This is a genomic window from Methylococcus sp. ANG, assembly GCF_040730495.1.
Lineage (GTDB): Bacteria > Pseudomonadota > Gammaproteobacteria > Methylococcales > Methylococcaceae > Methylococcus.
The window spans coordinates 145,689-171,836 of the sequence record NZ_CP160399.1 but is presented as its reverse complement, the minus strand read 5'-3'; the positions used below and the strand labels follow the sequence as shown (position 1 = coordinate 171,836).

At 62.4% G+C, this 26,148-nt stretch carries 21 protein-coding genes; 6 read left to right on the top strand and 15 right to left on the bottom strand.

What is annotated here, in order from left to right:
• Positions 1-28 precede the first annotated feature (28 nt).
• The 3 genes from ABZN20_RS00795 to ABZN20_RS00785 all read left to right on the top strand — a co-directional run bounded on the left by ABZN20_RS00795 (position 29) and on the right by ABZN20_RS00785 (position 2,186).
• Positions 29-817 (top strand): EcsC family protein, encoded by a 789-nt coding sequence (locus ABZN20_RS00795; RefSeq protein WP_367026474.1) that lies wholly within the window; start codon positions 29-31, stop codon positions 815-817.
• A gap of 66 nt (positions 818-883) precedes the next feature.
• Positions 884-1,282, top strand: a complete 399-nt coding sequence (locus ABZN20_RS00790) for a hypothetical protein (RefSeq protein ID WP_367026473.1) — start codon at positions 884-886, stop codon at positions 1,280-1,282.
• A gap of 55 nt (positions 1,283-1,337) precedes the next feature.
• Positions 1,338-2,186: a 23S rRNA (adenine(2030)-N(6))-methyltransferase RlmJ gene (locus ABZN20_RS00785; protein WP_218806247.1), complete on the top strand. Its 849-nt coding sequence runs from the start codon at positions 1,338-1,340 to the stop codon at positions 2,184-2,186.
• 37 nt (positions 2,187-2,223) lie between these two features.
• Here ABZN20_RS00785 and ABZN20_RS00780 read toward each other — a convergent pair whose 3' ends face one another.
• Both ABZN20_RS00780 and ABZN20_RS00775 read right to left on the bottom strand, forming a co-directional pair.
• Positions 2,224-3,546: an NAD(P)/FAD-dependent oxidoreductase gene (locus ABZN20_RS00780; protein ID WP_218806246.1), complete on the bottom strand. Its 1,323-nt coding sequence runs from the start codon at positions 3,544-3,546 to the stop codon at positions 2,224-2,226.
• A 37-nt stretch (positions 3,547-3,583) separates the two neighbouring features.
• The gene (locus ABZN20_RS00775) at positions 3,584-4,579 is read right to left on the bottom strand and encodes a CHAD domain-containing protein (RefSeq protein ID WP_218806245.1); all 996 of its coding nucleotides are present in this window, start codon (positions 4,577-4,579) and stop codon (positions 3,584-3,586) included.
• 174 nt (positions 4,580-4,753) lie between these two features.
• Between ABZN20_RS00775 and ABZN20_RS00770 the strand changes: the two genes are divergently transcribed.
• Positions 4,754-6,916, top strand: coding sequence for a RelA/SpoT family protein (locus ABZN20_RS00770; protein ID WP_218806244.1), 2,163 nt, complete (start codon positions 4,754-4,756; stop codon positions 6,914-6,916).
• A 40-nt stretch (positions 6,917-6,956) separates the two neighbouring features.
• On the opposite strand, the gene ABZN20_RS00765 is transcribed toward ABZN20_RS00770, so the two are convergent.
• The 4 genes from ABZN20_RS00765 to ABZN20_RS00750 form a co-directional block, all read right to left on the bottom strand.
• On the bottom strand, positions 6,957-8,696 hold the full coding sequence (locus tag ABZN20_RS00765) for a patatin-like phospholipase family protein (RefSeq protein ID WP_367026472.1): 1,740 nt from the start codon (positions 8,694-8,696) through the stop codon (positions 6,957-6,959).
• 93 nt (positions 8,697-8,789) lie between these two features.
• Positions 8,790-10,973, bottom strand: coding sequence for a S8 family serine peptidase (locus ABZN20_RS00760; RefSeq protein ID WP_367026471.1), 2,184 nt, complete (start codon positions 10,971-10,973; stop codon positions 8,790-8,792).
• Positions 10,974-11,517: 544 nt separating this feature from the next.
• The gene (locus ABZN20_RS00755) at positions 11,518-12,774 is read right to left on the bottom strand and encodes a glycerophosphodiester phosphodiesterase family protein (protein WP_255556344.1); all 1,257 of its coding nucleotides are present in this window, start codon (positions 12,772-12,774) and stop codon (positions 11,518-11,520) included.
• A gap of 258 nt (positions 12,775-13,032) precedes the next feature.
• Positions 13,033-13,848 (bottom strand): carbohydrate ABC transporter permease, encoded by an 816-nt coding sequence (locus tag ABZN20_RS00750; RefSeq protein WP_367026470.1) that lies wholly within the window; start codon positions 13,846-13,848, stop codon positions 13,033-13,035.
• A 162-nt stretch (positions 13,849-14,010) separates the two neighbouring features.
• Here ABZN20_RS00750 and ABZN20_RS00745 point away from each other — a divergent pair, with 162 nt between their 5' ends.
• The gene (locus ABZN20_RS00745) at positions 14,011-14,739 is read left to right on the top strand and encodes a hypothetical protein (RefSeq protein WP_367026469.1); all 729 of its coding nucleotides are present in this window, start codon (positions 14,011-14,013) and stop codon (positions 14,737-14,739) included.
• Between the two features lie 61 nt (positions 14,740-14,800).
• On the opposite strand, the gene ABZN20_RS00740 is transcribed toward ABZN20_RS00745, so the two are convergent.
• The 5 genes from ABZN20_RS00740 to ABZN20_RS00720 are packed head-to-tail and all read right to left on the bottom strand — an operon-like array spanning position 14,801 to position 19,413.
• Positions 14,801-15,268, bottom strand: a complete 468-nt coding sequence (locus ABZN20_RS00740; RefSeq protein ID WP_367026468.1) for a low affinity iron permease family protein — start codon at positions 15,266-15,268, stop codon at positions 14,801-14,803.
• A 17-nt stretch (positions 15,269-15,285) separates the two neighbouring features.
• A complete protein-coding gene (locus ABZN20_RS00735; protein WP_367026467.1) occupies positions 15,286-16,485 on the bottom strand; it encodes an MFS transporter in 1,200 nt (399 codons plus the stop codon).
• A gap of 11 nt (positions 16,486-16,496) precedes the next feature.
• Positions 16,497-17,408, bottom strand: coding sequence for a carbohydrate ABC transporter permease (locus ABZN20_RS00730; RefSeq protein WP_255556342.1), 912 nt, complete (start codon positions 17,406-17,408; stop codon positions 16,497-16,499).
• Complete coding sequence (locus ABZN20_RS00725) at positions 17,405-18,670, bottom strand: extracellular solute-binding protein (RefSeq protein ID WP_367026466.1); 1,266 nt, start codon at positions 18,668-18,670, stop codon at positions 17,405-17,407. Before ABZN20_RS00725 ends, ABZN20_RS00730 begins: the two co-directional genes overlap by 4 nt.
• Complete coding sequence (locus tag ABZN20_RS00720; protein ID WP_367026465.1) at positions 18,667-19,413, bottom strand: response regulator; 747 nt, start codon at positions 19,411-19,413, stop codon at positions 18,667-18,669. The genes ABZN20_RS00725 and ABZN20_RS00720 overlap by 4 nt, the downstream gene beginning before the upstream one ends.
• A gap of 182 nt (positions 19,414-19,595) precedes the next feature.
• Between ABZN20_RS00720 and ABZN20_RS00715 the strand changes: the two genes are divergently transcribed.
• Complete coding sequence (locus ABZN20_RS00715) at positions 19,596-20,717, top strand: lactonase family protein (protein WP_367026464.1); 1,122 nt, start codon at positions 19,596-19,598, stop codon at positions 20,715-20,717.
• Between the two features lie 210 nt (positions 20,718-20,927).
• Here the strand turns inward: ABZN20_RS00715 and ABZN20_RS00710 are convergent, their stop codons facing one another.
• From ABZN20_RS00710 to ABZN20_RS00695, 4 genes are all read right to left on the bottom strand, one after another.
• Entirely contained in the window at positions 20,928-24,068 is a 3,141-nt protein-coding gene (locus ABZN20_RS00710; RefSeq protein ID WP_367026463.1) for an efflux RND transporter permease subunit, read from the bottom strand.
• Between the two features lie 41 nt (positions 24,069-24,109).
• Positions 24,110-24,661, bottom strand: a complete 552-nt coding sequence (locus ABZN20_RS00705) for a cation transporter (RefSeq protein ID WP_367026462.1) — start codon at positions 24,659-24,661, stop codon at positions 24,110-24,112.
• A 90-nt stretch (positions 24,662-24,751) separates the two neighbouring features.
• Positions 24,752-25,987 (bottom strand): efflux RND transporter periplasmic adaptor subunit, encoded by a 1,236-nt coding sequence (locus ABZN20_RS00700; protein WP_367026461.1) that lies wholly within the window; start codon positions 25,985-25,987, stop codon positions 24,752-24,754.
• Positions 25,984-26,112, bottom strand: a complete 129-nt coding sequence (locus ABZN20_RS00695; RefSeq protein ID WP_367026460.1) for a hypothetical protein — start codon at positions 26,110-26,112, stop codon at positions 25,984-25,986. The genes ABZN20_RS00700 and ABZN20_RS00695 overlap by 4 nt, the downstream gene beginning before the upstream one ends.
• Positions 26,113-26,148 lie beyond the last annotated feature (36 nt).

Sequence of the window (26,148 nt, the reverse complement as noted above, 5' to 3'; positions counted from 1 at the left end):
TCTTCCCCACTCAATCTCGCGGATACGCATGAAACCCCTCATTCCAGCCGCGCCGCCGAGCCGGTACGAGGCGGAACAGATCCGGGCCATCGCCGCCTGGAAACGGCGCAAGCCGCATCCGGCGAGCCCTCTCCTGAACCGCGCGCAGCGGCCTCTCATCCGGCTGAGCCGGAAGATCGTGCCCGCCCCGGCCTCGCGATTCGCATTCGATGCCCTCAACAGGGTGGCCGAACAACTGGTGCGGGACGACTGGATTCTGCGCCATAGCGGATTCCGCAGCCTGGAGGAAATCGGCGCGCAATCGCTGGAATTCAGCGACCGCCTGGCCGACAAGGTCATCGAAGAAGGACTCAAGCTCGCCACCGGGGTGGGAGCCGTGACCGGCACCGGCAGCCTGGGTACCGTCGTGGTGGGCGTGCCGGCCCTGCTGGGCGTGGCCCTGCGCCTGATCCACCGCGTGTCCCAGGCTTACGGTTATTCCGCCGAGCGCACGGGCGACCGCGGCTTCATGCTGCACATCCTGGCGCTGTCCACCGCCGGCACGCCCGAGGAACAATCGCGCGCCATGGAGAATTATCATCGGCAGTTGGAGCACCACCTCGTCGGCGACGCCGTGAACGAGGCGGCGCTGGCGGTGCTGCAGCGGATCGTGCTCGGCCGCAAACTGGCATCCTTCATTCCCGGCTTGTCCGTCGCCCTCAATGCCTACGCCAACCGCTCCTTCAGCCGGCGGGCCGGCCTTGCCGCCAAGCGCGTTTACCAGGAGCGCTGGCTGCTCGATCACGGCAGGATCGAAGGCTGGATCGCGCCTGCGTGAGTTCCGGTTGAGACGCACCGCCTGCTGGATGTAATATGCGCGGTCCAACCCTGAAGCAGCATGAACATGACCGAAAGTCCTCATTCCGGCCGCAAATCCCCAAGGCGGCGTGACAGGCCTGCCGCCGCCCCCGGCGGACAGGAAGCTGGCGAGGCGTCCCTCGAAAAAAGCCTCGAAACGCTGGACGCCCTGGCCATCGAACAGAAAACCGAACAGCGGATACGCCGCATGCCGCATGACGTCGCCTGGCTGCTGATCACCGCCGGCGTCGTCGGCCTGGTCACGCCCGGCGTGCTGGGCCTGCCTTTCCTTGCCATGGGGGGATTGGTATTGTGGCCCGGCAGCAGCGCGCGGCTCGAACATTGGCTGAACGGGCGACCGCCGCGGCTGCTGAAAGGCAGCATGAAACAGATCGGCCGTTTTCTCGACGACCTGGAACGGCGCTACCCGCCATCCACCCGCTAGCCTTCCCCGCCCCGGATTTTCCGGGTCCGGGTCCGGCTCCCCCTCGAATCGACCGATGCTGAGCTACCGTCACGGCTTCCATGCCGGCAATTTCGCCGACGTTCTCAAGCATGCCGTGCTGGCGCAGATCGTCCGCTCGCTGCTGCGCAAGCCGGCGCCGTTCTTTTACCTCGATACCCATGCCGGCGCCGGCCGTTACGACCTGGAGTCGGCCATGGCGAAGCAGAACCGGGAGCACCGGAGCGGAATCGAGCGCTTGTGGAAGCTGCCCTCGGTACCGCCCGAACTGGAGGACTACCTCGCCGCGGTGCGGGCGCTCAATCCTGGCGGCAGACTGCGGCTTTATCCGGGATCGCCGCTCATCGTCCGGCATTTTCTTCGCGGGGGGGACCGGATGGCCCTGTGCGAGCTGCACGGCACCGAAGTCCAGTCGCTGCGTTCCCTCTTCGGCGGCGAACGCCGGATCACGGTCAACCAGATCGACGGCTACCAGGGCCTCAAAGCCTTCCTGCCGCCCCCCGAGCGGCGCGGCCTGGTGCTTTGCGATCCGCCATTCGAGCTGCGCAACGAGCGCGAGCGGATGGTGGAAGCCGCGGCGGCGGCATGGAAACGCTGGCCCACCGGCATTTTCGCCTACTGGTACCCGATCCAGGACCGCCGCACCGCCGACTGGATGCGCCGGAAATTCCGCCAGACCGGCATCGACCGATTGCTTGCGATGGAGCTGTCGGTGCTGCCGGAGACCGGCGAAAAGGGGATGAGCGGCACCGGCATGATCGTAGTCAACCCACCGTGGCGCCTCGACGAGCACATGAAGACCCTCCTGCCCTGGCTGCACGCAACCCTGAGCCCCCAAGGGGAAGGCGGCTGGCGCCTGGACTGGCTGGCGGGCGAACCGGACTGAGATTCGATGGAAGCGGGCCTTCGGGCCCGCCTCTGACTCAGTGCAGCTTGATCTTCGGCCGCAGCTTCTGGCTGAAGAAATGGGCGACCATGATCAGGCCGACCCGGAACGGCCCGAACAGGGCGTTCTGGTGCATCTTGTAAAGGCTCAGGTAGACCAGGCGGGCGATCACCCCTTCGATCATCACGCTGCCCAGGAGATTCCCCATCAGATTGCCCACCGTGCTGTACTTGCCCAGGGAAACCAGGGAGCCGTAGTCGCGGTAGCGGTAATCCGCCAGCGCCTTGCCGGCCAGGAGCCGCAGAATGTTCTTGTAGGCGGTGCTGGCCTGCTGGTGGGCCGACTGGGCGCGCGGCGGCACCGTGGCGTTCTTTTCCGGCCAAGGACAGGCGCTGCAGTCGCCGATGGCGAAGATGCGGTCGTCCCGCGTCGTCTGCAGAGTCTGGCGCACCACGACCTGATTGATGCGGTTGGTTTCCAGATCGGTCTGCGCCAGGAAGTCCGGCGCCTTCACCCCGGCGGCCCAGACCTTCAGCGCGGCGGGTATGAATTTGCCGGTATGGGTCAGGACGCCGTCCGGCCGCGCCTCCACCACGCGCTCGCCGAGGTGCAGTTGCACGTCGAGCGCCAGGAGCTGCCTGACCGTGGACTCCGAAAGGCGCGGCGGCAGCTCGGGCAACAGCCGGGGCGCGGCCTCGATCAGATGAATCTTGATGTCCGACGGTTTGACGTTGTCGAGGCCGTACGCGGCCAGCAGCCGGGTGGCCTGATGCAACTGGGCCGAAAGTTCGATGCCGGTGGCGCCGCCGCCGACGATGGCCACGTCGAGCTGGCCGGCCTGCTTCGCCCCGCCCGTCGCATGGGCGCGCATGTAGGCTTCCAGCAGGCGGCGGTGAAACTGCTGGGCTTCTTCCGTGGTATCCAGGAAGATGCAGTTCTGCGCCACGCCTGGCACGCCGAAATCGTTGCACACGCTGCCGACCGCGATCACCAGGATATCGTAGGGATAGGAACAGGCGGGGATCACCTCCTCGCCCGCGGCATTGAGCGTCGGCGCGAGCTTCACCTGTTTGGCCGTACGGTCCAGGCCGTTCATGCGTCCCAGGACGAAACGGAAATGGCAGGCGTTGGCCTGCGCCAGGTAATCCAGCTCGTCGTCGTTCACGTCCATCGTGCCCGCCGCGACTTCATGCAGCAGCGGCTTCCAGATATGGGTGGGGTGGGCGTCGATGAGGGTCACCTGCGCCTTTCCTTTCTTGCCGAGGGTCTTGCCCAGTTTGGTTGCCAGCTCCAGGCCACCGGCGCCGCCGCCGATGATCAGAATGCGCGGTAGCGGTTCCTTGTTCTGTTTTTGTTGCATGAATCCCGTTCCATTCTTAGGTTGAGTCCGAAAAAGTTTAAACCCCGCGCCGGTCCCTGTCTCCTTCGCCGTGGCCGGGCCCGAACAGCTTGCGATAACGCCGGCGTGACGGCCTTCCGGCGAATGCCGCGAAGCCGTCCCCGAAAGCCTGGCGGCAGCGCGACTGACGCCGCTCCATGTGAGCTACCAGGATCCCCATCGCCAGCAGGGTTTCGACCGGCTGGCCGTCCTGTCTCAGGGTTTCCGCCAGGCGCAGGAGGCGGGCGCGCTGGACGGCGGTGTCCTGGAATTCGCCGAGGACGTCCTGGAGCTTCTTCAATTGGGCGATGAGATCCCGGAGTTTGCCGTCGTCCCGGAGCGAAGCCGAAAATTCCAGCAGATAACGCAGTTTCTTGCCGCGCTTGCGTAGGGCGTGGAACGCTTCCGAGGGACTGTCCGGCCCGAGCGAAGCGCCCTCCCGCAGCATCCGCCGGTAAAGCTTCCAGATGTGCCGGCCGCAGACCTCGCCGGCGGAAGCGCGGGCATTCGGCGCCGACGGCTGCTTCGGCGCGGGCCGTTCGAGGAACCGGCGCCAGCTTTCGATCGTGCGCCGGTAATCCTTACGCTGCAAACGATCCGCCAGGATCCGGTGAGCGGACGCCGTTTCCCGTTCGAGATACGACTGCAAAGGCGCCAAGGCCGGCCTCAGCGACTCGGGCAGCACCGAATGGTAGAGCGGCAGATCGGCGAGCATGACGTGGCAATCCCGCAGCGGTCCGGTCAATTCGCCCAGCCGACCGAGCCGGTCCAGCCAGCGGCGGGCATCCCGTTCGGGGAAAACGCCTTTCATCTGCCCCAGCAAGGTCCGGCTGCGGCGCAGGGCCACCCGGTAGTCGTGCAATGCCTCGGTGCCGCGGTTTTCCAGGATTCCGGTTTCGCTGGACTCCATGCGATCGAGACACTGCGACGCGAACCGGCGTACGACGGCATCGGCACGGCATTCGGCCACCGGCTGGGTACCTGCTTTCCCCGTTTCCTCCTCAATCTCCTGCATCACCCGCGCTCCTCGAGCAACATACGGTTTCGGCGCTGGCCCGCGGGCGGAAAGCATCAGTTCTGTTAAGATTGCGGGAGTGCCACACGCAGCCCGATTATGGAAGCGATCTCCCGCCCGCGGCAACCGGCCGCGCCCGCTCGCCCCAAGGCCCGCGTCTCCGCCCGAAACTGAATGAAGCACACGCACTACCAGTCCGACGCCTCGAAATTGGATGCCGAGCAACTTCACCGGCTGTTCGAGCAGGGCTATCCCGCCGCCCAGGCGGAAAGCATCCGCAAGGCTCTGAACCTCGCCATCGACGCGGCGGCCAAGGATTCCGAACCCCGGCCGCGCGGAGTCGACGTCGGACACATCCTGCTGAATCTGAAGGTCGATGCCTACAGCGTCCAGGCCGCGCTGCTGGCGGACCCTTATCTGCGGGAGACGCTACCGGCGGAATTCATCCGGGTCCATTTCGACGAAGAGACCGTCCGGCTACTGGAAAAGGTCAACTGGCTCAATACCTTCAACGAATATTCGCTGCAGGAGAATCCCGGTCCCGAACAGGCCGAACTGCTGCGGCGCATGCTGCTGTCCGTGGTCAACGACGTCCGCGCCGTGCTCATCCGGCTCGCCTACCGGGTGCAGCGCATGCGCATCCTGAAATACCAGGACGGCGGCGCCCGCGAGTCCATCGCCCGCGAGACCCTGGAACTCTACGCCCCCTTGGCGCACCGCCTGGGCGTCGGCCAGTTGAAATGGGAGCTGGAAGACCTGTCGTTCCGCTACCTGCATCCGGATGAATACCGCACGCTCGCCAAATCCCTGAGCACCAACCGCGCGGAACGCGAAGTCTATATCCAGAATTTCATGAGCCTCCTGAGGGACGAGCTCGAGAAACTCGGCGTCAATGCGCGGGTGTCGGGCCGCCCCAAGCATCTGTACAGCATCTGGAAGAAGATGGAGCGCAAGCACGCCCAACTGGCCGATCTGTACGATCTGCTGGCAGTGCGGGTCATGGTGGACACCATCCCGACCTGCTATACCGTGCTGGGGGCGGTTCACAGCTTGTGGCCGCACATTCCCAAGGAGTTCGACGACTACATCGCCAACCCCAAGGACAACGGCTATCAGTCGCTGCACACCGTCGTCATCGGTCCCGACGACCGTCCGGTGGAAGTCCAGATCCGCACCGCGGCGATGCACGAATTCGCCGAATACGGTGTCGCCGCTCACTGGCGCTACAAGGAAGGCGGCGGGCAGGACGCGGCTTTCGACCGCAGCATCGCCTCACTGCGCCGCCTGCTGGAGAGCGAGGAGGACAACGATTCGCTGTTGCAGGACTTCCGCGAAGAGCCTTTCGGCGATGCGATCTTCGTGCTCACGCCCCGCGCCCAGGTCATCCGCCTGGTCAAAGGCAGCACCCCGGTCGATTTCGCCTACGCCATCCACACGGAAGTGGGCCATCGCTGCCGGGGCGCCAAGGTCAACGGCGTCATGGTGCCGCTGACCCACCCGCTGAAATCGGGGGACAAGGTGGAAATCCTCACCGCCAAGCAGGGCGGCCCGACCCTCGGCTGGCTCGACCCGCGCCTGGGGTATGTGCGGACCGCGCACGCGCGCGGCAAGATCCGGCAGTGGTTCAAGCAGCAGGACCACGACAAGCACCTGCGTGCCGGCAAGGCCATACTCGACAAGGAAAAGCACAAGCTCCAGACCCGGGACTTCGACCTCGACGCCCTGGCGCGCCACTTCCACCTGGCCAGGCCCGACGACGTCCTGCTCGCCATCGGCCGCGGCGACATCGGCCCCGGCCAGTTGGCCGCGGCGCTCCAGGTGCCCGGATTCCAGCCGCCGGCACCCGCCCCGACGCGGAAGCCGGCGCCCGCAACCGTCCGCGGGACCGGCGAAGTGACCGTGCAGGGCGTCAGGAACCTGCTGACCCATTTCGCCCGCTGCTGTTCGCCGATTCCCGGAGATCCGATCATCGGCTACATCGGCGTCGGCCGCGGCGTCACCATCCACCGCCAGGACTGCCCCAACGTCGTCCAGCTTCCCCCAGGCAAACGAAACCGGTTGATCGACGTCGCCTGGGGAGAAGAAACACGGGTGTTCCCGGTCGACATCGAGGTCCGCGCATTCGACCGCAAGGGACTGCTCAAAGACGTCACCCAGGTGCTGGCGCACGAGCACATCAACATTCTGCGGACTTACACCGAGACCAATCCGCGGGACCAGGGCGTCGCCATGGACATCACGATCGAAGTCCACGACCTGGGTCAGCTCAGCACCGCATTGGAAAAGATCGGACAGATTCACAACGTACAGGAAGCGCGGCGCAAATTGCATGGCTAGACGAATCGGAGCTGAAAAAGCAGCGCATCTTGACGACCCGCTATAGCCTTCCGAGCTTCAGAAACAACCGATCGGAAATATTCACATGGACGTAGGAAATCAGCGACCCCACCGCCCCGAGAATCGCCAGCGGGAATACCAAGCCGCCCACGTTGCCGGTACGGAAACCGCGTATGGCATCGAGAACAAATCTTAGCCCTGATGTATGAGAGAGCTTTTTCAACAGCCATGACAGCAGACCGACCGCGATCACCACGACCAAGGAACCTGGGGATTTCAGAAGATCGCAGAATCCCCACATCGATTGATAGAAACCTGTATTGGACAGCACCCAGAGCAATGCCAGCAGTCCCGATACCAGCAGCACAGCCATAACCAATCCGACATATCCGAGCAAAAAGAAAACCTTGAACAGCATGTTCTTGCCAACGGCAAGGTGCCTGATGAATTTCGCCCGGTCGCGAAGCATCAAGTCGCGAACTCTCAGAAACCCCCATGGATTGGACGGCGCCGAAATTAGACCCTCGCCATTGTTGAGATGGCTGTCGCAAAGGCAATAGCCGTCATACATCAGCGCGCATGCCTCGATGTCCGAAAACGAATCCAGATCGGTACGCAGCGCAGACAACAGGAACACCTCGCCGTCGGTTTCATAGTCGCTACGGTCCACCGGTTCACTCGGGTTTGGAAACTGATCCGTTCCTGAAAACGTATTTCGCAGGTGAAAACAAGCGGCGGATTTGAGCAGCCCATGCTTCTTCCTGCTGCGCAACTCTTCCAGGGTCTCCTCACGCACCCGTTTCATCAATATTTCGTTGCTCCGCGCGCCCACCGACGAGGCGGAACTCTCCGGCGTACGGTCGCTTTGGGGTTGGCCGGCGGCGTCGCTGCAGATGATGTGAGTACACTCCTTGCGGAACAGCGTTTCCAACCCCTGATTGTCATAGACGCCCCCGTCGACCAGTTTGACGACGACCTCCTTTCCCTCCTCCCGATACAAGTCGTGAATGGCAAAAGGTGACAGAAGAACCGGCACGCACGCGGACGCCGCCACGGCATCGGCAAGGTTGATCGTATCGAGCTTGGCGCGTACCTTTGGTGGCAGGCTTGTGTCGTCAAAGCGGAGCCGCGAATACGGACGAAGGGGATCCTCGGATTCATCGCCGGCCAACCCGAGGTAAGAAGCCGTGAATAGCCATGACTCCCCCGTGTTCAGAAGAGTTGCGTTAATGGCTATGACAGGGATCTTATAATGATTCTGCTCATCCTCGTTGTATTGACGGACGTTGAACGCCGGCTGATATCCCGCCGGCGTTATTTTTATGTCTTTCAAACGAATATTTCCCTGATACCCCGGAAACATGTCTTGCCAGATTTTCCTATAAAAATATTCCTCGTAGAGCTCCGCCATGCGATCGCTTCGGGAGTAATCATCGCTGAGCATCATCCTGGCGTTCTTCAACGGATCCAATAGGGCACGCGTACGCAGATTGTTTTGCACACCGGTTACGAATTCACGTTCCATTTCCTGCACGATCGTGACGTAGGCCTGGGGCGAAGGCGTCAACCCGTCGAGTCTGCGGCCTTCCAAGAGCTGCTTGACCTTGAGGTAATAGAAAGCGCCTACGATGGAACCTCCGGATACCGTCGACAGCACTTCCACGTGTCGCAACAGGTCGAGTTCCGCGAGCCTGGCGAACACGCCGATGTGGAACAGCGACGCCCGGAATCCGCCCCCGGACAGCGCCAATCCAAGCTTGCTTTTTTTTCCAGTTTCCACGCATTGAGATCAGCAGACATGGCACTCTCCACATTTCGATACACGGCTCTTGGAAATGGCATCCCTATCTTGGGATGACTTCCGTTTTCCAATTCAAGCGCGCCTCCGGATTCGGAAAACCAGGTAAAGCAACGCCACGGCCAGAATCAAGACGGTCGCAACGGTAGCCCAGGGCGGGGAATAATAGCCGGCCCCGCCGCCGTAGCGGGCGCGCAAAGCCACGCCGCCGATATCCACGAAATCCTCGGTGCCGAAGGGCGCGGCCTGTGCGGTCACGAAGAATACGATGTCATCCTGCTTCGGCGGCGAAGCCGTCGGCGTCACGACGGCCTGGATGAGCCTGGCGCAGTCGTGCACATCCAATACGAACTTGTCTTCGCTCAGCTTGACGTTCCAGTCCGCGAACTGATTCTCGACCCGGAGCCGGATGGTGGCTTTTACAGGCAAGGTATTTTCGACGCGGAAATCGAACTTCGCCGGCGAGGATGTGTCATGGACGCGGACGTTTTTCTGAGCGACGTTGGAGCGGTTCCCGAATTGGGTATCGTAGCCATAGTCGATGGTGACGAGGATACATCCATGAAACTCGCCGGGAGGCAGGTCCGGCGGCGTCCATGCAATCGAGACTTCCCGCGTCTCCCCGTTTGCGATATCGACGATCTGGCTGCCAAGGTCGTAAAAGGTGGGGATGCCTGCGGTGAAGGGATAGAATCCAAAACTGATCCGGACCCGCTGGGCATTTCCGGGTCCGTTGTTGTGAACACGGGCATAGATGCGATCCGCTACCCCGGAACCGATGTTGCGCCCCCCGCGTTCGCTCTCGGTTTCCACGGCGTGAGAGTAGTACCAGGGGTCGCTGGGATTCGGGTGCGCGCTGCCGTCGAATCCCAGGAAGGTCAGATCGGCCACCCCTCCTTGGGAGCCGTTGGACAGGTTATGGAAAACCTGGTAGGCGTCGATCTCCCCAAAGCCCCAATGGTTGTCCCAGGTTGCGGCCGGCTGCGGATAGGCGACGGCGGTATCGGCGGTATCCCGGGCCTCGGCGCTGCGGATCAATAAGTCCTTGACGTTGGCTGCGGCAGCGTTGTCGAAATCCCTCAACTGGGGGTTATGGCCGAAGGCAAGCGCAGCGAGTCCCGCCGTGGCGGCGGTCGCAGCCGAATTGGAGGGACGCCACACGGAGCCGCCCATCGGAAAAACGACCTCGGGCTTGAGTTCGTCCAAGGGGTCGTCATCCAGATCGTTCGCGCGGGGTCCCTGAACCGTCGTGGCGGTGTCGTTGGCGCGATCGACCGTATTATGAATGTCCGCCGTGGCCACGGCGAGGGCCCGGGTCGCCGCGCCCGGCGTGAGGACCGGCGAGTCCGCGGCGTTGTCGCCCGAGCCGGCGACCACGAGAACCCCCATCCCCGAGACCAGATCGACGAGCTGGTTCCAGCTTTCGCGGCCGTCGGCCGCCCCGCTGAAAGCCGCCGAGATGGAGACGACATGGATCTGCCAGGCGCGATGCATCTCGTAGACCTTTTCGAGAGCACGGACGTACGCCGCGGGATCGGGTCCGGAACCGTCGCCGATCTTGATGTCGATGAGCCCGGCGCCGCGGGCGATGCCGTTGGCCGGATCGTAGATCAGTTGAGCCATGTGGCCGGCGTGATCCCCGCCGGCAGGTTCGGCGGACGGATTTTCGATGGCATCGGTCAAAGCGTTGTAACCGTGCCGGAACGACGCATCGTAGGCAACACCCACCCCGGTATCGAGAATCGCGACGTTGGCACCGCTTCCATTCAGAGTGGCAGGCCAGCCGAAGCCGCTTTCCAGGGTTTGGGCGTAGGTCGTGCTGGCGCGGACCTTGGCCGCCTGGTAAACGTCCCAGGTCCAGCGGCCCTTCTGGGCCAGTTCGACCATCGCGACTTCGGGCCGCGCTCCGATTTGCCTGGCTTCGTCGCGGTCGATACCCGTAACGACCACGAGGCTCAGGTATTTGCCGACATACGTGACGTCGCCCAGGGTCTTGAGGTAAGCGATGAAAGGACTCGAGGCAGGGTCTCCGACACACCCGTTCAAATCCACGATCACGGCCGTCGAATCGGTACGGGCTTCGATCAGGTCATCCACGAAGTTGTCGTTGGTGTCGCGAACCCAATGGCGCAGCTTGCCGTTGTCCTTCCATACCGTCGGAGTCCAGGGAGTCGCTGCCACGGGACCCGAGGCGGCGATAAGGAAAAACCCGGCTGCGCCAAGCGCGGCGAGGGCCCGAAAGATCAGCGGTCGATTCATGATGTGGCCTCCTTTGGTTCGACCGGAAATCGAACAAATTCAGCTCGCGCTGCACAGGGGCAGCGAAACCCACGCGCAGCTTGAAGAAATGAATTTCACTGGGCGGATATTCGCCCGGCTCAGGTTTAAAGATGGACCCAGAAAATCATGCTGTCAAACAGTGAAACCGAATATCTTTGGCTCCGCGCCATTAACGTGAAAGTCGCAGCACCTTTACTCCCTTCCCGCTCTGGGACAAATCTGCCGGGAGCAGATTTGCATTGACCCGAAGGGTGCCGGGCAGGATAGCCCGGTATGAAAGGGCCCGGGATGAGGGGAACGATCATGGCGAGTAGCCGCTTTCATCATCCGGGGCGGCTGGTCGCCATGATCGTTCGCATGAAATGAACGCACGCCGCCGCCGAGCGGCATTTCGGTCAGGGTTACCGTAACTCTACTATAAAAATTACAATCGATTACCTGAGTAGACAAAAAAAGCCGGGCACGAAGGCCCGGCCATATCGAAATCCTTATCCGAAATTCCCCATCCGTTGGGATAATAAACTTATCTCAGATTCATGCAGTTGGCGTAATACGTCACCGTCGCCGGCCAGTCGGAGAAAATACCCAGAATGCCGACCTCCTTGGCCAACACGTCGAGCACACGCATCATGTCGCCTTCGCGATGGACCGCCGAGTCGAAGGTCTGGTAATAAAAGCCGTTGTTGCCGTCCGCGAGGATGCCGGAACGCTCCAGCGTCCAGGTGATGATGTCCAGACCGGCACGCCTCGCGTTCCTGGCGTACTCCGACGGCACGATGTTCCCGGCGGCATCCACGTCCAGCAGGGCGAAGATCGGCGGCGCGACGATGTTGATGCCTTCGGCTTTGTACTGCGCCAGTTCGGCGGCACTGGGCAGGTCGGCCACCACGTCGGCGTCGTCCAGGTACACGGCCTGTCTGCCGAAGGCGGGCTCATGCCGGATCCAGTACAGCACGTCCGCCTTGTTGAAGGATTGGGCAAAAACCCTGCTGGCCGGAACCAGCGCTTCCTTGTACTCGTCGATCATCTTCTGCGCATAGTCTTCCTGGCTGAAGCCATCGAAAGGCATCGCCACGGCGGGACTCTTGAGCTCGGGCGTCATCTTCACGCCCAGCTTCTTGAACAACGCGATGCTTTCCTTGTGAGTCATCAGCGTGCCGCTGGTGGGACCGGCATAAAGATCGGTGCGCCAGTTGGCCGTGCCGCCCTGGAATTCCGCCGGGGTCTTCGCCCTGGGGTTGAAGGCGTCCATCTTGCCCCTGAGCGTCTTGAATTCGGCCAGGGTAATGTCGCTGGTGCGGCATTCCGCGCTCGCCGGCGTCAGCAGGTTGCCGCTGGCGTCGAAGGTGGCCGGGGTGAACGGCTTGGTGCATTTCGCAGCCAGCTCGGGGATGGTGAGGATGTTGGTGGTGGTGTGCAGATCGTTCTGCGCATGGCGGCAGACCAGTTCCTTGTCCTTGGTGAAGGTCACGTCGCATTCGACGATGCCGGCACCCATGCGTGCCGCCGCCTCGTAGGACTCCCGGGTATGCTCGGGAAACTGCATCGCCGCGCCGCGGTGGCCGATCGAGAACCCGGTCTTCCTGAACGGACCTGCGGAACACTTCAGCAGCTTGCTCTTCAGCTTGCCGTCCGTCATGTCATTGACCAGGAAGAACGGACGCGGCCCCAGTTGCACGTTGTCTCCGAGCACTGCCTTGCCGGCCATCACATCGCAAGAGGCCCCGACCAGGAATGACGAGCCCAGGAGCAAGCCGAGCACCCGACGTTTTTTCGACATGTTCATCTCTCCGATTACGCACTGATCAGCGGCCGACGCGGCTCGGGCCCGAATCCGGTAAAGCGGAAAGGAGGGGGAAACCGCATGTCGGCCATCGTTGGGTTGGCCGGAACGGTTCCGTCGATGGTGCTCTGCGGATGTCCGGCGCCATTCGGCCCGGCGGACCGGATCGAATCGGCCGCTACGGTAATCGGTGGAAATGACAGGCTTGTGACCGGCCGCCGGAAGGCGACATTGGCGGGCGTTGCGATCGCGCGGCTATCCCTTGACGCCGCCCTGCAGCAACCCGCCGAGGTAGTATCGCTGCACCGCCAGGAACAGGATGATCACCGGCAACACCGTAAGGGCCGCACCCGCCATCATCAGCTCCGTATCCACCGCATGCTCGCCCATCAGGTTGGCCAGCGCCACCGGGAGGGTATGGAGACGGCTGTCGGTCAGAACGATCAACGGCCAGAGAAAATCGTTCCAGCTTCCCAGAAAGGTGAAGACCGCGAGGGTCGCCAGGATCGGCCGGCACAGCGGCAGGACCAGCGACCAGAAGATGCGTAGCTCCCCCGCTCCGTCCAGCCTCGCCGAGTCGAGCAGGCTCTGAGGGATCGACAGCGCATACTGCCGTACCAGGAATATCCCGAAGATGCTGGCCAGCCCCGGAACGATCACTCCGGCGTAGGTATTGATCAGGCCGAGATGCTTCAGCAGCAGGAACAAGGGCAGCATGGCCACCTGGCCGGGAATGACCATGGCCGCCAGCAGCAGCCGGAACAACGCATCCCGCCTTGCGAACGGCAGGCGGGCGAAGGCATAGCCGGCCGCGGCGTTGATCAGCACCGACAGCACGGTGACCGCGGCGGCCAGCGCCAGGCTGTTCAGCGCATACCGTCCCACCGCGACCCGGTCGAACAAAGCCCGGTAATGCTCCAGCGTCGGAGCCTTGGGCCATAGCGGGGGCGGATAGCGCATGGCATCGGCCGCCGGCATCAACGACACCGAAACCATCCAGACCAGCGGAAACAGCGTCGCCGCGGTCGCCGTCAGCAGAGTCAGCCGGAAGGCCAGGGAGGACAAACGCATCAAACCCCTCATGGCGGATTTGGCCGGAATCACGATAGCCTTGGCCGTCGGAACCAGATTAGCCGATGCTCGAAAGGTACAATTCGGAAGTGGAGGAGCGTACGGAAGAAGCGCGCCTCTTCCAGTCGTACCCAGCCAATGCAACGAATCGGAGAAAACGCAATGCCAGTCGACATCATGCTGACGATCGTCGGCACGTCCATGATCCAATCCATCTTCGGCGCCGGCGTCTTGCTGTTCGGCACTCCCCTGCTATTGCTGATGGGGCACAGCTTCGTGGATGTGCTCGTGGTGCTGCTGCCTATCTCCATCACGATCAATCTCCTGCAAATATCCAAACACCATGCCCGGATCGATTTTCCCTTCTACCGCAGGGTGCTGTCGCTGACGCTGCCCCCCATCGCCCTGTTCCTGTTCCTCGTCACTCATGTGCGAATCAATATCGGCCTTCTGATCGGCGGCTTTCTCCTGTTCATTGCGGCCAAGGAGTTTTCGCCGGCAGTGGCACGCATCGTCGACAACCTGATGAAATATGAGAAGGCCTATTTCATCACCATGGGTGCCGTACACGGACTGAGCAACCTGGGAGGATCTCTCCTGACAGCCTTGGCCCACCACAAGGGTTACGAGAAAGACGTCACCCGCGTGACCGTCGCAGCTTCCTACGCTACGTTCGCGCTGGTGCAGATCGCCACCCTGTGGCTCTTCAGTCGAGAGCGGATCGAGGTGCCGTACGCTGAAAACGGGATCTACGTCGTCGTCGCCACGCTGGTTTTTTTGCTGACGGATGAAGTGATTTTCCTCAACATCGACCAAGCCAAATACCGGCGCTTGTTCGGGATGTTTCTGGCCGTCGCAGGGATGATGCTCATCGGACGGGCAATGGCCTGAACAGGCCGGACATCCCGGCTCGCCGCATCTGGAAATTTTCCCGAATCTCCTTACGCTAATCTTACGCGGCTTTTCCGCTTGCCCGCTCTTTGCGGGCATCACGGGCCAAACTCACGTACTTGCTGCGCATCAGCGCCAGTTCCTCCTCCTCCAGCTCTTCCAAGTCCAGCAAGGTATTGTCGGCACGCTCCACCGCCCGGATCAGTTCGTCCAGCTTCACCTGCAAGGCCTCCGTGTCCCGGTTCTGGGTGTGCTGGATCAGGAAGACCATCAGGAAGGTGACGATGGTGGTCGCCGTGTTGATCACCAGTTGCCAGGTGTCGCTGAAGCCGAAAATCGGCCCCGTGATCACCCAGGCCAGAATCACGAACAATGCGATGTTGAAAGCCAGCGGCCGGCCGGAAAGGCGCGAAAACAACCTGGCGAAGCGATCGAACCTGGCGTTCCAGTACGCGATGTCGCCCCTGCTTTCGGACAGCTTGGCGGCCCAGGACCGAACCAGATCGTAAATATTCGGCTTTGATGACATCGGGGTCTCCTCCTGATTCATGTCGTTTTGGGGGGGGTGTTGCCCGATATTCGGAAGTCTCTCACCCAGAGCTTCAGCAGCAATGCGGCCGTCAGCGCGCAAGCGGCGGCGAAACCGAAGGCGGTTTCCGGGCTGGCGTATTGCCACAACATTCCGAATACCATGGACGCCGGCAATAACAGGATGCCGGTGGTGAGGTTGAACCAGCCGTAAGCCGTCCCTAACAGGGCGGGCGGCGCGATATCGGCAACCAGCGCTTTTTCCGCGCCTTCGGTCGCGGCCAGAAACAAGCCGTACAAGGCGAACAGCGGCCACAGCAGCGCAAGATCGGCCCCGTTCAACCCGATGCACAGATAAAACACGGCATAAACGATCCACCCCGCGAAAATCACCGGAACCCGGCCGACACGGTCGGACAGCCCCGAAAGCGGCGTGGAAAACAGCATGGCGACCAGCGAGGTCGCGCCCCATAACAAAGGGACCTGGTATTCCGGCAAACCCAACTCGCGTGCGCGCAGCAGCAGGAACATATTGGACGAATTGCCGAGCGTGAACAAAGCCAGCACCCCGAGATAGCGCCTGAAGACCCGGGGAAGCTTCCGCAGATCCCAATCGAGCGGCTTGCCGTCGTACCGGATGTCCCTCACCGGCTCCTTGACCGAAACGGCCAGGAGAACCGCCACAGTGCCGGGGAGCGAAGCCCAGAGGAAGATTTCCTTGATGGGCATTTCCGCCGCCAGCATGACGGCCGCGGCCAGCGGCCCGATCACCGCCCCGGCGTTGTCCATGGCGCGCTGCAATCCGAACGCCAGACCGCGCTGTTCGGAGGATACGCTGGCGGCGATCATGGCATCGCGGGGCGACGAGCGCAGCCCCTTGCCCAGTCGGTCGGCGAAGCGGATGGCCAGGACGACCGGCCAGGCGGACGCCAGCGCCAGCAAAGGACGCGATATCGCCGCCAAGCCGTAGCCGCCCACGACCATCGACTTGGCCCGGCGCACCCGGTCGGCGATGATGCCGGAAAACAGCTTGAGCAGGCTGCTAACCATTTCCGCGATGCCCTCGATGATCCCCAACGCCCTGGGGCCAGCCATCAACACGGAGGCGAGGTAGAGCGGGACGAGGGGATACACCAGCTCACTCGCGGAATCGTTGAACAGGCTCACCAGTCCGAACAGCCAGACGGTGGAAGGCAGGGCTGCGAGCTGTCGGAACATTCGGCATCCTCCTAGGGTTTGGGCAGGGATCGGCTTTCGGAGTCCTCTTCGGCCGCGCCCCGCGGCTTCCTCAGCCCCGCCGCCAGCACCGTCAGACCCAGCACCAGGCCGAACAGCACGAAAGCGATCGCGGAAGCATAACCCAGATTCCACCAGCGGAATCCCTGCTGGTACATCAGGAGGGCGAGACTGAGCGTGCTGCCGGCGGGACCGCCCTGGGTCATCACATAAGGTTCGGCGAACAATTGAAAATGGCCGATCATGGTGATCACGGCGACGAACAGGAAGGTCGGCGCGAGCAGCGGCAGGGTGATGTGGAAGAACCGCTGGCGGGCGCCAGCACCGTCGATGCTGGCCGCCTCGTACAGCGATTCGGGGATGCTCTGGAGACCGGCGACGAACACGATCATGTTGAAGCCGAAATTCTTCCACACCGCCATGAGGATGATCGCCGGCATCGCCCAGTCCGGATCGCCCAGCCAGTCGACCGGTCCGACGCCGAAACCGCTCAGCAGGTAGTTGAGTACGCCGTAGCGCGGCTGGTACAGGTAGCGCCAGACCACCGCCACGGCCACCAGGGTCGTCACCACCGGGAGGAACAGCAGGGAGCGGAACAGCCCCTTGAACGGGGTCAGGCGGTGATTGACCAGCAAGGCAGCCGCCAGCGATACCAGTACGGACAACGGACCTCCCACGGCCACGAAATACAGGGTGTTCCGCAACGCCGTCCAGAATTCCGCATCGCCCGCCAGCCGGCGGTAATTGTCCAACCCCACGAACCGGAGCCGGCGGATGTCGGCGAGGGCGTAGATGTCGAAATCGGTGAAGCTGAGGCCCAGCGCCGCCGCGGCCGGCAGGAAGAAGAACACGGCGAGCAGTGCCAGCGCCGGCGCTACGAACCAGAAGGCCGGACTGAGCCTCACAGCCCCCGCTCCAGCAGCCAGCGGCGTTTTTCCAGAATCCGGTCCACTTCGTCATTCAAGGCCTCCAGAGCAGCGTGCGGGGCCATGTCTCCCCGCACGGCCTTCTCGGCGCAGGCCGCGATCCGGCTGGCAATCCGCTCCCACTCGGGGACTTTCGGGGGCGAAAGCAGACGGTCCATCTGGCTACGGAAGGACTGGGCCTTGCGGTCCCCGGCCAGGACCGGATCGCGCCAAGCCGTCCGTCCCGACGGCAGGTCGCCGGTGAGCCGGTACAGGCGGACCTGCTGCGGCGGCGCGGCCAGGAACTCGACCAACTTCCAGGCCGCTTCCTTGCGCTTGGAAGCGGCGGCAAGCGCGAGACTGGCCCCGCCGGCCAGGGAGATACCGGGATAGGAACCGTCGAAAGACGGCAAGGGCGCGGTGTCCCACACGGCGTCGATATTCGGCAGCCGCCGCCGGAACTCGCCGAGGTTCCAGGGACCGGTGATCAGAGCCGCGAAATAGCCGCGTCCGAATTCCCGATAAAGGTTGGCCATCTGACCGGAGGTTTCCGCAGGCGCCAGTTTTTCCCGGAACCAGCGCAGGTAAGAGTCGAACGCCGCCCGGAAATCGGGATGGAGAAAACCGCCATAACGGTTCCCGTCCTTCAACAGAGCCGCCCCCTGCTGCATGGCGAAAATCACGGGGACCTCCCATGCGTCGATGGGAAGGAACAGCCCGAAATCGCCGGTGTGCTCACGGATCCGGGACATGGCGTCGAACCAGTCCTCCCAGCTCCGGGGCGGTGATGCGATCCCTGCGGCTTCCAGCAAGTCGCGCCGGTAGAACAGAATGCGCGTGTCGACATACCAGGGGACCGCCCACATCCTGCCGTCGACGACGGCCGCATCCAGCGCCCCTTCGAAGTAATCGTCCTTCCGTCCGGTGTTCCCGAAACGGACGGCGACGTCGTCCAGCGCCCGGAGCGCGGCGAATTCCGCTATCCAGGTATTGCCGAGCTGGAACACGTCGGGCAGGTTGCCGCCCGCGTAAGCCGTCAGCAGCTTTTCGTGGGCGGCGCTCCAGGGAATTTGCTGGACCTCCACGCGAATCTCAGGATTCAGCCGCTCGAATTCCCCGGCGAGCTGGCGGGCCACTTCGCCCTCGCTGCCGAACGCCCAGAATTCCACCACCTCGGCGTTTTCCGCCGGCTGGCAGCCGTTCAGAAGCACGGCGCAGGCCAGGAGAATCGAAGAGGCACGGAGCTGGCCGGTCCGGCTCATCGAAAATGACGGGCCCACCGGTTTGGCAAGCCGGCGCGGGCAGGCTGAACGTGAAGACCGCTCCGCGGCCGTCCCCGCTCGATGCTTCGTTCGGCCATGTGTGAAAACGACGCCGCCAGCCGGCCGACCTCATCGGGGCTGTTTTGCAACGCGCCGTCGAGCTGCAAATTGCCGGCAAAGCTCGCGTCGTCGAAAGCGGCGATCGTCCGTGTCAGCGCGTCCAGACGCCGGATGAATTCGGGCCGCGCGGGATCGCGTTCGATCTTCGCACGCAGGCGATTGATGTGGGAATTCACGGTGTGCTCGTAGCCGACGGGGTCGATGGTCAACGGCCCGCGAACGATGACGCCGGCCTTTGCCTGCGACTCCCGTTGCATCGCTTCGACGCGCCGGAACAAGGCCCGAATCCGCGCGACGAGTTCCGGGACCGGAAACGGTCTGGTCAAGTAATCGTCGGCCCCCAGTTCAAGACCCAATACGCGCTGCGTTTCCGTGGATTTTGCGCTGATGATCACGATCGGCCGGTAATGCGGTATACGCCGCACCTCACGGCGGATTTCCAGGCCATCGATGCCGGGAAGCATCAGGTCCAGAATCAGGAGGTCGTAACGGCCCGTCTTCAGACGCGCCAGGCCCGCGGTACCTTCGTTCGCGATCTCCACGGCGTAGCCTTCATCCCACAGGTTGATGCAGAGCATCTCTCCGATGTCCGGATCGTCTTCGATGACCAGAATGCGCTTCATTGGCGGACTCCCGCCGACCGGAAGGGGGCCTCAATTATCGGCAAGCGGCAAGGCTCCGGCCAGTCACATTATATTTGAGCACTCCGTGAGGAATTCGTGATTCTTGGCCGCGCACAATGGCTGCGCCCGGGAAGCCTCGGCTTCCGGGCTGGAACCTTGTCCAACCTGAAGAGAGGCCTGTCATGAAGAACCCAGTCAAACTCAGCTTTACCGCATTCGCGTTCATATCGTTGATTCCGGGCGTCGGCCTGGCGGAGCCGGACCGACGCTTCGGCGTCGGCGAAAATCCGGCGGCCGAGACGGTATACACCCTTTCCAACGACCCCGCCGGGAACGAGGTGCTCGCATTCCACCGCTACGGCGACGGCCAAATGGCGCCGGCGGGCCGCTTCGCCACCGGCGGAACCGGTACCGGCTCCGGCCTCGGCAACCAGGGCGCTCTGGCACTGAGCGAAAATGCGCGGTACCTCTTCGCGGTCAATGCGGGCAGCAACGATCTGTCCGTGTTCCGGATCGGCCGGGACGGCCTGGAACTCACCGACCGCACCGCCGAGGAAGGCGCAACCCCGGTCAGCGTGGCGGTCAGCCGGAATCGGGTCTACGTCGTCAATTCGGGAGACGATTCCGTCTTCGGCTTCCGGTTCGACTACCGCACCGGCAAGCTGCGCTCCCTGCCCCAGTCCCACCTGAAGCTCAGCGGGGACGGCACGGCACCGGCCCAGATCAGCTTCGACCGCACGGGCGACACCCTGGTCGTCACCGAAAAAGCGACCAACAAAATCACGACATTTTCTCTGAAAGAGAACGGCAGCCCCGAGGCCAGGCATTCGATCGATTCCGCCGGATCGACGCCCTTCGGCTTTGCCTTCGGCAAGCGCGACCAGTTCTTCGTATCCGAAGCCCAGGGCGGTGCTCCCAATGGCGCGACCGTGTCGTCATACCAATTGCTGGAAGACGGAACCGTGCAACTGATAGACGGAGCGGTCGCCGCCGGGCAAACGGCCGCCTGCTGGCTGGCCACGACGCCCACGGGCCGCATTGCCTTCACCGCCGACACCCCCGCCAACGCCATTTCCGCATTCTCGATCGATGCCGCCGGCCATCTGTCGCTGCTGCACACCCGTGCCGCCGAGGAGAACCGGCCCACCGACCTCGCCGTTTCCACCGACGGCCGCATGCTCTACGCACTGAGCGGTGGCGACCATAGCGTCGGCGTGTACCGCATCCTGAAGGGAGGCGCGCTGCAAAAGCTTCGGACTCTGGACGGCCTGCCGGCGGGCGTCACCGGCCTCGTTGTCCGCTAGCAGGTAAATCGTTCGCAGTACGCGAACCAACAAGGGCGGGACCTGAAGCCCCGCCCTTGTCGTTGCCTTGGCGTAGCGCCGTGACTGCCAAGCGGGGCGGCTTTTTTCGCGTTAGCGCAGTCCCGAGTTGAGGCACCACCCCGCCGATACCAAGAGGAATTCCATGCCGGCGCCAACCCGATCGGGTACCGCTCCCCTGTGCTGCTCACCTCAATCCCTTGCGTCTTCCTCGTCCAACTTGACGTCGCCGTGCCACCGCCAGATGACGTAAATCGCCGGAATGACCACCAAAGTCAGCAACATGGCCGAACCGATGCCGCCGATCATGGGAGCCGCCAAGCGCTTCATCACATCCGCACCGGTCCCCGTCGCCAGCATGGTCGGGAATAGGCCAACGATATTGGCCAGGCCTGTCATCATCACCGGCCTGACGCGCTCCCTGGCGCCCGTATGGACCGCTTCCGTCAGATCCGCGAGCGAATGCAGCCGGCCGGCGTCCCGACGCCGCCGGACAGCTTCGTCGAGGTAGGCCAGCATGACCGCGCTGGTTTCGGCGGCGACACCGGCCAGCGCGATCAGTCCCACCCACACGGCGATACTCAAGTTGTAACCGAGCCCGTACAACGCCCAGACGCCGCCCACGAGAGCCAGCGGCACACCCAGCATGACCATGAGGGTTTGCGCCACCGAACGGAAGGTGAAGTAGTACAGTACGAAGATGATGGCCAGCGTCAGTGGCACGAAAATCGTAAGCCTTTCCCGGACCCGCTCCATGAATTCGTATTGTCCGGACCAGGTCAGGATATAACCCGCGGGTAATTCGATTTTCTCTTTCACTACGCGTTTCAAATCTTCCACGTAACCGCCCACGTCCCGGTCGGCCATGTCCACGTAGACATAACCGGAGAGCATGCCATCCTCGTCACGTATCATTGCCGGCCCGCTGACCATCCGTAAATCGGCGAGCTGGGCGAGGGGCACCTGGGCACCGCTGGGCGTACTCACGGTCAGGCGGCCCAGTTTGTCCAGATCATCGCGCAGTTCCCGCAGATAGCGAAGATTGACGGGATAGCGCTCGCGGCCCTCGACCGTCGTGGTAATGCTTTCTCCGCCGATGGCGGATTCGATGATTCTGCCCACATCCATGACGGTCAGCCCAAAGCGGGCGATCTCGTCGCGCTTGATCGCGAAGTCCAGGAAATACCCCCCCGAAACCCGTTCCGCGTAAACGCTGCGGGTGCCGGGGACAGCTTTGGCGATCATCTCGATGGCTTTTCCGATCTCCTCTATCTTCTCGATATCCGGACCGAAGATCTTGATGCCTACGGGGGTGCGCACACCGGTGGTGAGCATGTCGATGCGAGCCTTGATCGGCATGGTCCAGGCATTGGTCACCCCGGGGAATTGCAGCGTGCGATCCAGTTCGGCGATCAGGTCTTCGTAGGTCAGGCCATCCCGCCACTGCTCCTTCGGTTTGAGCTCCACCACCACCTCCATCATGCTGAACGGGGCCGGGTCGGTGGAGGTCTCGGCACGGCCGGATTTGCCGAACACATGCTCGACTTCGGGGAACGCCATGAGTTTGCGGTCCATCTCTTGCAAAAGCCGCCCGGCCTCGGTCACCGAGATGCCGGGCAATGTGGTCGGCATGTAGAGAATGGTGCCTTCGTACAGTGGCGGCATGAATTCCGAACCCATGCGCTGGAACGGTACGGCGATGCTGGCCATCAACAGGAGGGCGAGTACGACCACCAGTGCCCGATAGCGCAGCGCCAGCCTCAGTATCGGGACATAAAGCGCTTGCAGGATTCGGCTAACCGGATTGCGCCGCTCCGGAATGATCCGGCCCCGAATAAAAAGGGACAGAAGAGCCGGGATCAGCGTGACGGCCAGCACCGCGCTCATGGCGATGGACAGGTTCTTGGTCAGCGCCAGGGGTTTGAACAATCGGCCTTCCTGGGCCTCCAGGGTGAACACCGGCATGAAGGCGACGGCGATCACCAGGAGTGAGGCGAAAATCGGCGGACCGACCTCCTTGGCGGAATCGATGAGGACCCGATTGCGTTTCGCCACCCGCCCGCCTTGTTCCCATTCCTCCAGCCGACGGTGGGCGTTGTCCACCATGACGATGGACGCGTCCACCATGTCGCCCACGGCGACGATGATGCCGCCGATGGACATGATGTTCAGGCCGACACCGAGCCAGTACATCGGGATGAACGCAATAAGGATGGCGAGAGGCAGAGTGATGATGGGGATCAAGGCGGAGCGGATATGGAGCAGAAAGCCAATGATCAGCAGGCTGACGACGAGCAGCTCTTCGGCCAGATTCTCGGCGGCCGTTGCCACCGATTCCTTGATCAGGTCGCTGCGGTCGTAGGCGGTGACGATCCTGACACCCTTGGGGAGAGAGGGCTCGATTTCCTTGAGCTTGGCCTTGACGCGGTCGATCACCTCCAAGGCATCTTGGCCGTAGCGCATGATGACGACGCCGCCTACCGCCTCGCCCCGGCCGTTCCATTCCGCCAGCCCACGCCGCATATCCGGACCCAGGGTAACCGTGGCGACCTCGCGCAACAGGACGGGTGTTCCGTTCGGATTCACGCCTACCGCAATCTGCTCGATATCGGCGGTCGATTTGATATAACCGCGACCCCGGATCATGTATTCCACCCCGGAGAACTCCACGACACGCCCCCCCACATCGAGATTGCTCATCCGCACTTTCTCGATGATCTCATTGAGGTTGAGCCGGTACGCCAGTACCTTGGTGGGATCGAGATTGATCTGGTACTGGCGCACGAAGCCCCCCACACTGGCGACCTCGGCCACGCCGTCGACGCTCCGCAGCCAATAGCGCAGATACCAGTCCTGAAAGGAACGCAACGAACCCAGGTCTTGCTGGCCGGTTTCATCCACGAGGGCATACTGGAATACCCAACCCACCGCCGTAGCATCCGGGCCAAGCTGAGGTGTCACCCCTTCCGGCAGACGTCCCGAGAGCTGGTTGAGATATTCCAGTACACGGGAGCGCGCCCAATAGATGTCGGTGCGGTCCTTGAACAGGATGTAGACATAGGAGTAACCGAAGTCCGAAAATCCCCGCACGACCGTCACATTGGGTGCGGACAGCAACGCGGTGATGATGGGATAGGTGATCTGGTCTTCCACCAGGTCCGGCGAGCGCCCCATCCATGGGGTATAGACGATCACCTGAGTGTCGGATAGATCCGGCAGGGCGTCGATGGGGGTGTTCCTCATGGCCCAAAAGCCGCCGGCGGCCAAGCCAAAGACCAACAGAAAAACGATAAAGCGGTTCTTGGCGCAGAACTCGATGAGTTTTTCTACCACACGGTTACCTCATGGTTCCGATCCGAAGGTTCGCGTCAGCGTTAGCTTGCCGCTCTCATCTCCGCCTTTGCTGCGGTCATGACGCCAAGGGCGGAACGCATCAAGAGCAGCACGAGACAGGACGCGACGACGATATCGGGCCAGCCCGATCCGCTGAACCAAACCGCGCCGGCCGCGATAAAAACGGACAGATTCGATGCAATGTCGTTTCGTGAACACTCCCACACCGAACTCATATTCACGTCGTCACGGCGATGGCGCCATAGAAGGAACAGGCAAAGGGAGTTGGCGGCAAGGCCTAGAAGGCTAAAGCCGCCCATAACCTCGAACAGGGGGATGGTGGGGGCACTCAGTTTGAAAGCTATTTGAACGGCCACGGTGCAGGCGGCCAGAAAAATGAGCCCGCCTTTGAACAAGGCTACTTTGGCCTTGACGACACGCTCCCTTGAAACGGCATGAAGGCTAAGGCCATAGGTCAGCGCGTCTCCGAGATTATCGAGACTGTCGGACAACAGGGCGGATGACTTTCCATAGAAGGCAGCGGCGACGATGACCAGGAACATCGCGGCGTTGATGCCGAGAACGATCTGCAACGTTCCTCGCTGTCGTTCGCGCAGCCGATCCAAAGAACAGCCGTCATCGCAACAACCACTCATGAGAAAAAACCCCGATCGATAAAAAAGTTAATGTTTCATGCCAGGCATGCCACCGACCGCCGATTTCAACCGACTTTCGGAGTCGATGAGGAAATTCGCCGAGGTCACGACGTGTTCGCCCTCCCGAGTACCCTCCAGGACTTCCACCCAGTCTCCGCTGCGAAGCCCGATCCTGGCGTTACGCCATTCGAGCCGACCGCCGCCGAGATGGATAAAAATGATCTGCCGCTCCCCGGATTCCAGGACCGCATCCTTGGGCACGACCAATCGCATACCGAGTGGAATCTTCAGTTCCAGATTGGCGTACATGCCGGGTTTGAGCCGTTCGCCCGGATTGTCCAACTCGAAGCGAACCTTGGCGGTGCGGGTCTGCGGGTCTACCGTGGGATAGATGAAGCCGATGCGCGCCTGGAGAGAGACTTCCGGCACGTAGGACAGACTCACGCTGGCGACTTGACCGACGGAAACGAGGGGCATTTCGTACTCGTAAATGTCGCCCATGATCCAGATGCGGGACAGATCGGCGATCGTGTACAACTCATCCCCCGGCTTTGTCTGCAAGCCCTCCACCGCCATCTTGTTGATGACCGTGCCGCTGCGTGGCGCGTGGATCGGCAAGGTCGTCCATACCTTCCCCGTACGCTCCAGGTCACGGATATGGCTTTCCTGGATGTCCCAAAGCAACAGCCTGCGGCGTGACGCTTCCAACAAGGCGCTTGCACCGGCCGCAACTTCCGGGAACTCGCTTTCGCCCAAGGTTTCGATGCTGCGAAGAGCAATCAGGTACTCCTCTTGGGTAGCCACCAGTTCCGGACTGTAAAGCGTGAACAAGACTTGGCCCCGCCTGACCGACGCTCCGGTGGTATTGACCAACAGCCGATCGATCCAGCCTTCCAGCTTGACGGTGACACGGGAGAGCTGCCGCTCGTCGACGTCCACCCTGCCCACCGTGCGGATCGTCCGCTCCAGGAGGCGCCGCGCCGCGGGCTCGAACTTGACGCCGATGGATTGCAGCCGCTCCGGGTTGATGACCAGGGAGTTTTCAGGTGCCATCGAGGTTTGTACATGGCCTGCATGATCTTCCCCTGTCGCGGGAAGCTCCACCGCCGTTCCACGATCACCCTGAGCCGGTTTTTCCGTTCCATCGGCGGGCGATGCCTGCCGTAGGTTCGGGTGATCCGCGCGGAAGAGCAGGACCATGGCCAAGGTGACGACCGACCCCAGGACCGCACCGACAAGCACGTCCCGATAGCGAAAGGTCACGGCGTTTCTCCGATGATGCCTTCCAGACGCGCCAGTGCCTTCTCGTGCTCGGTTATCTCGCCGTGAAACTCCAGTTCGTTTTCCTGAAGCGTCAGCAGGCTGTTGAGAAGGGTGAGGAAATCCACTTTGTAACCTAGCAGAAATAACTTGAACAATAGCCT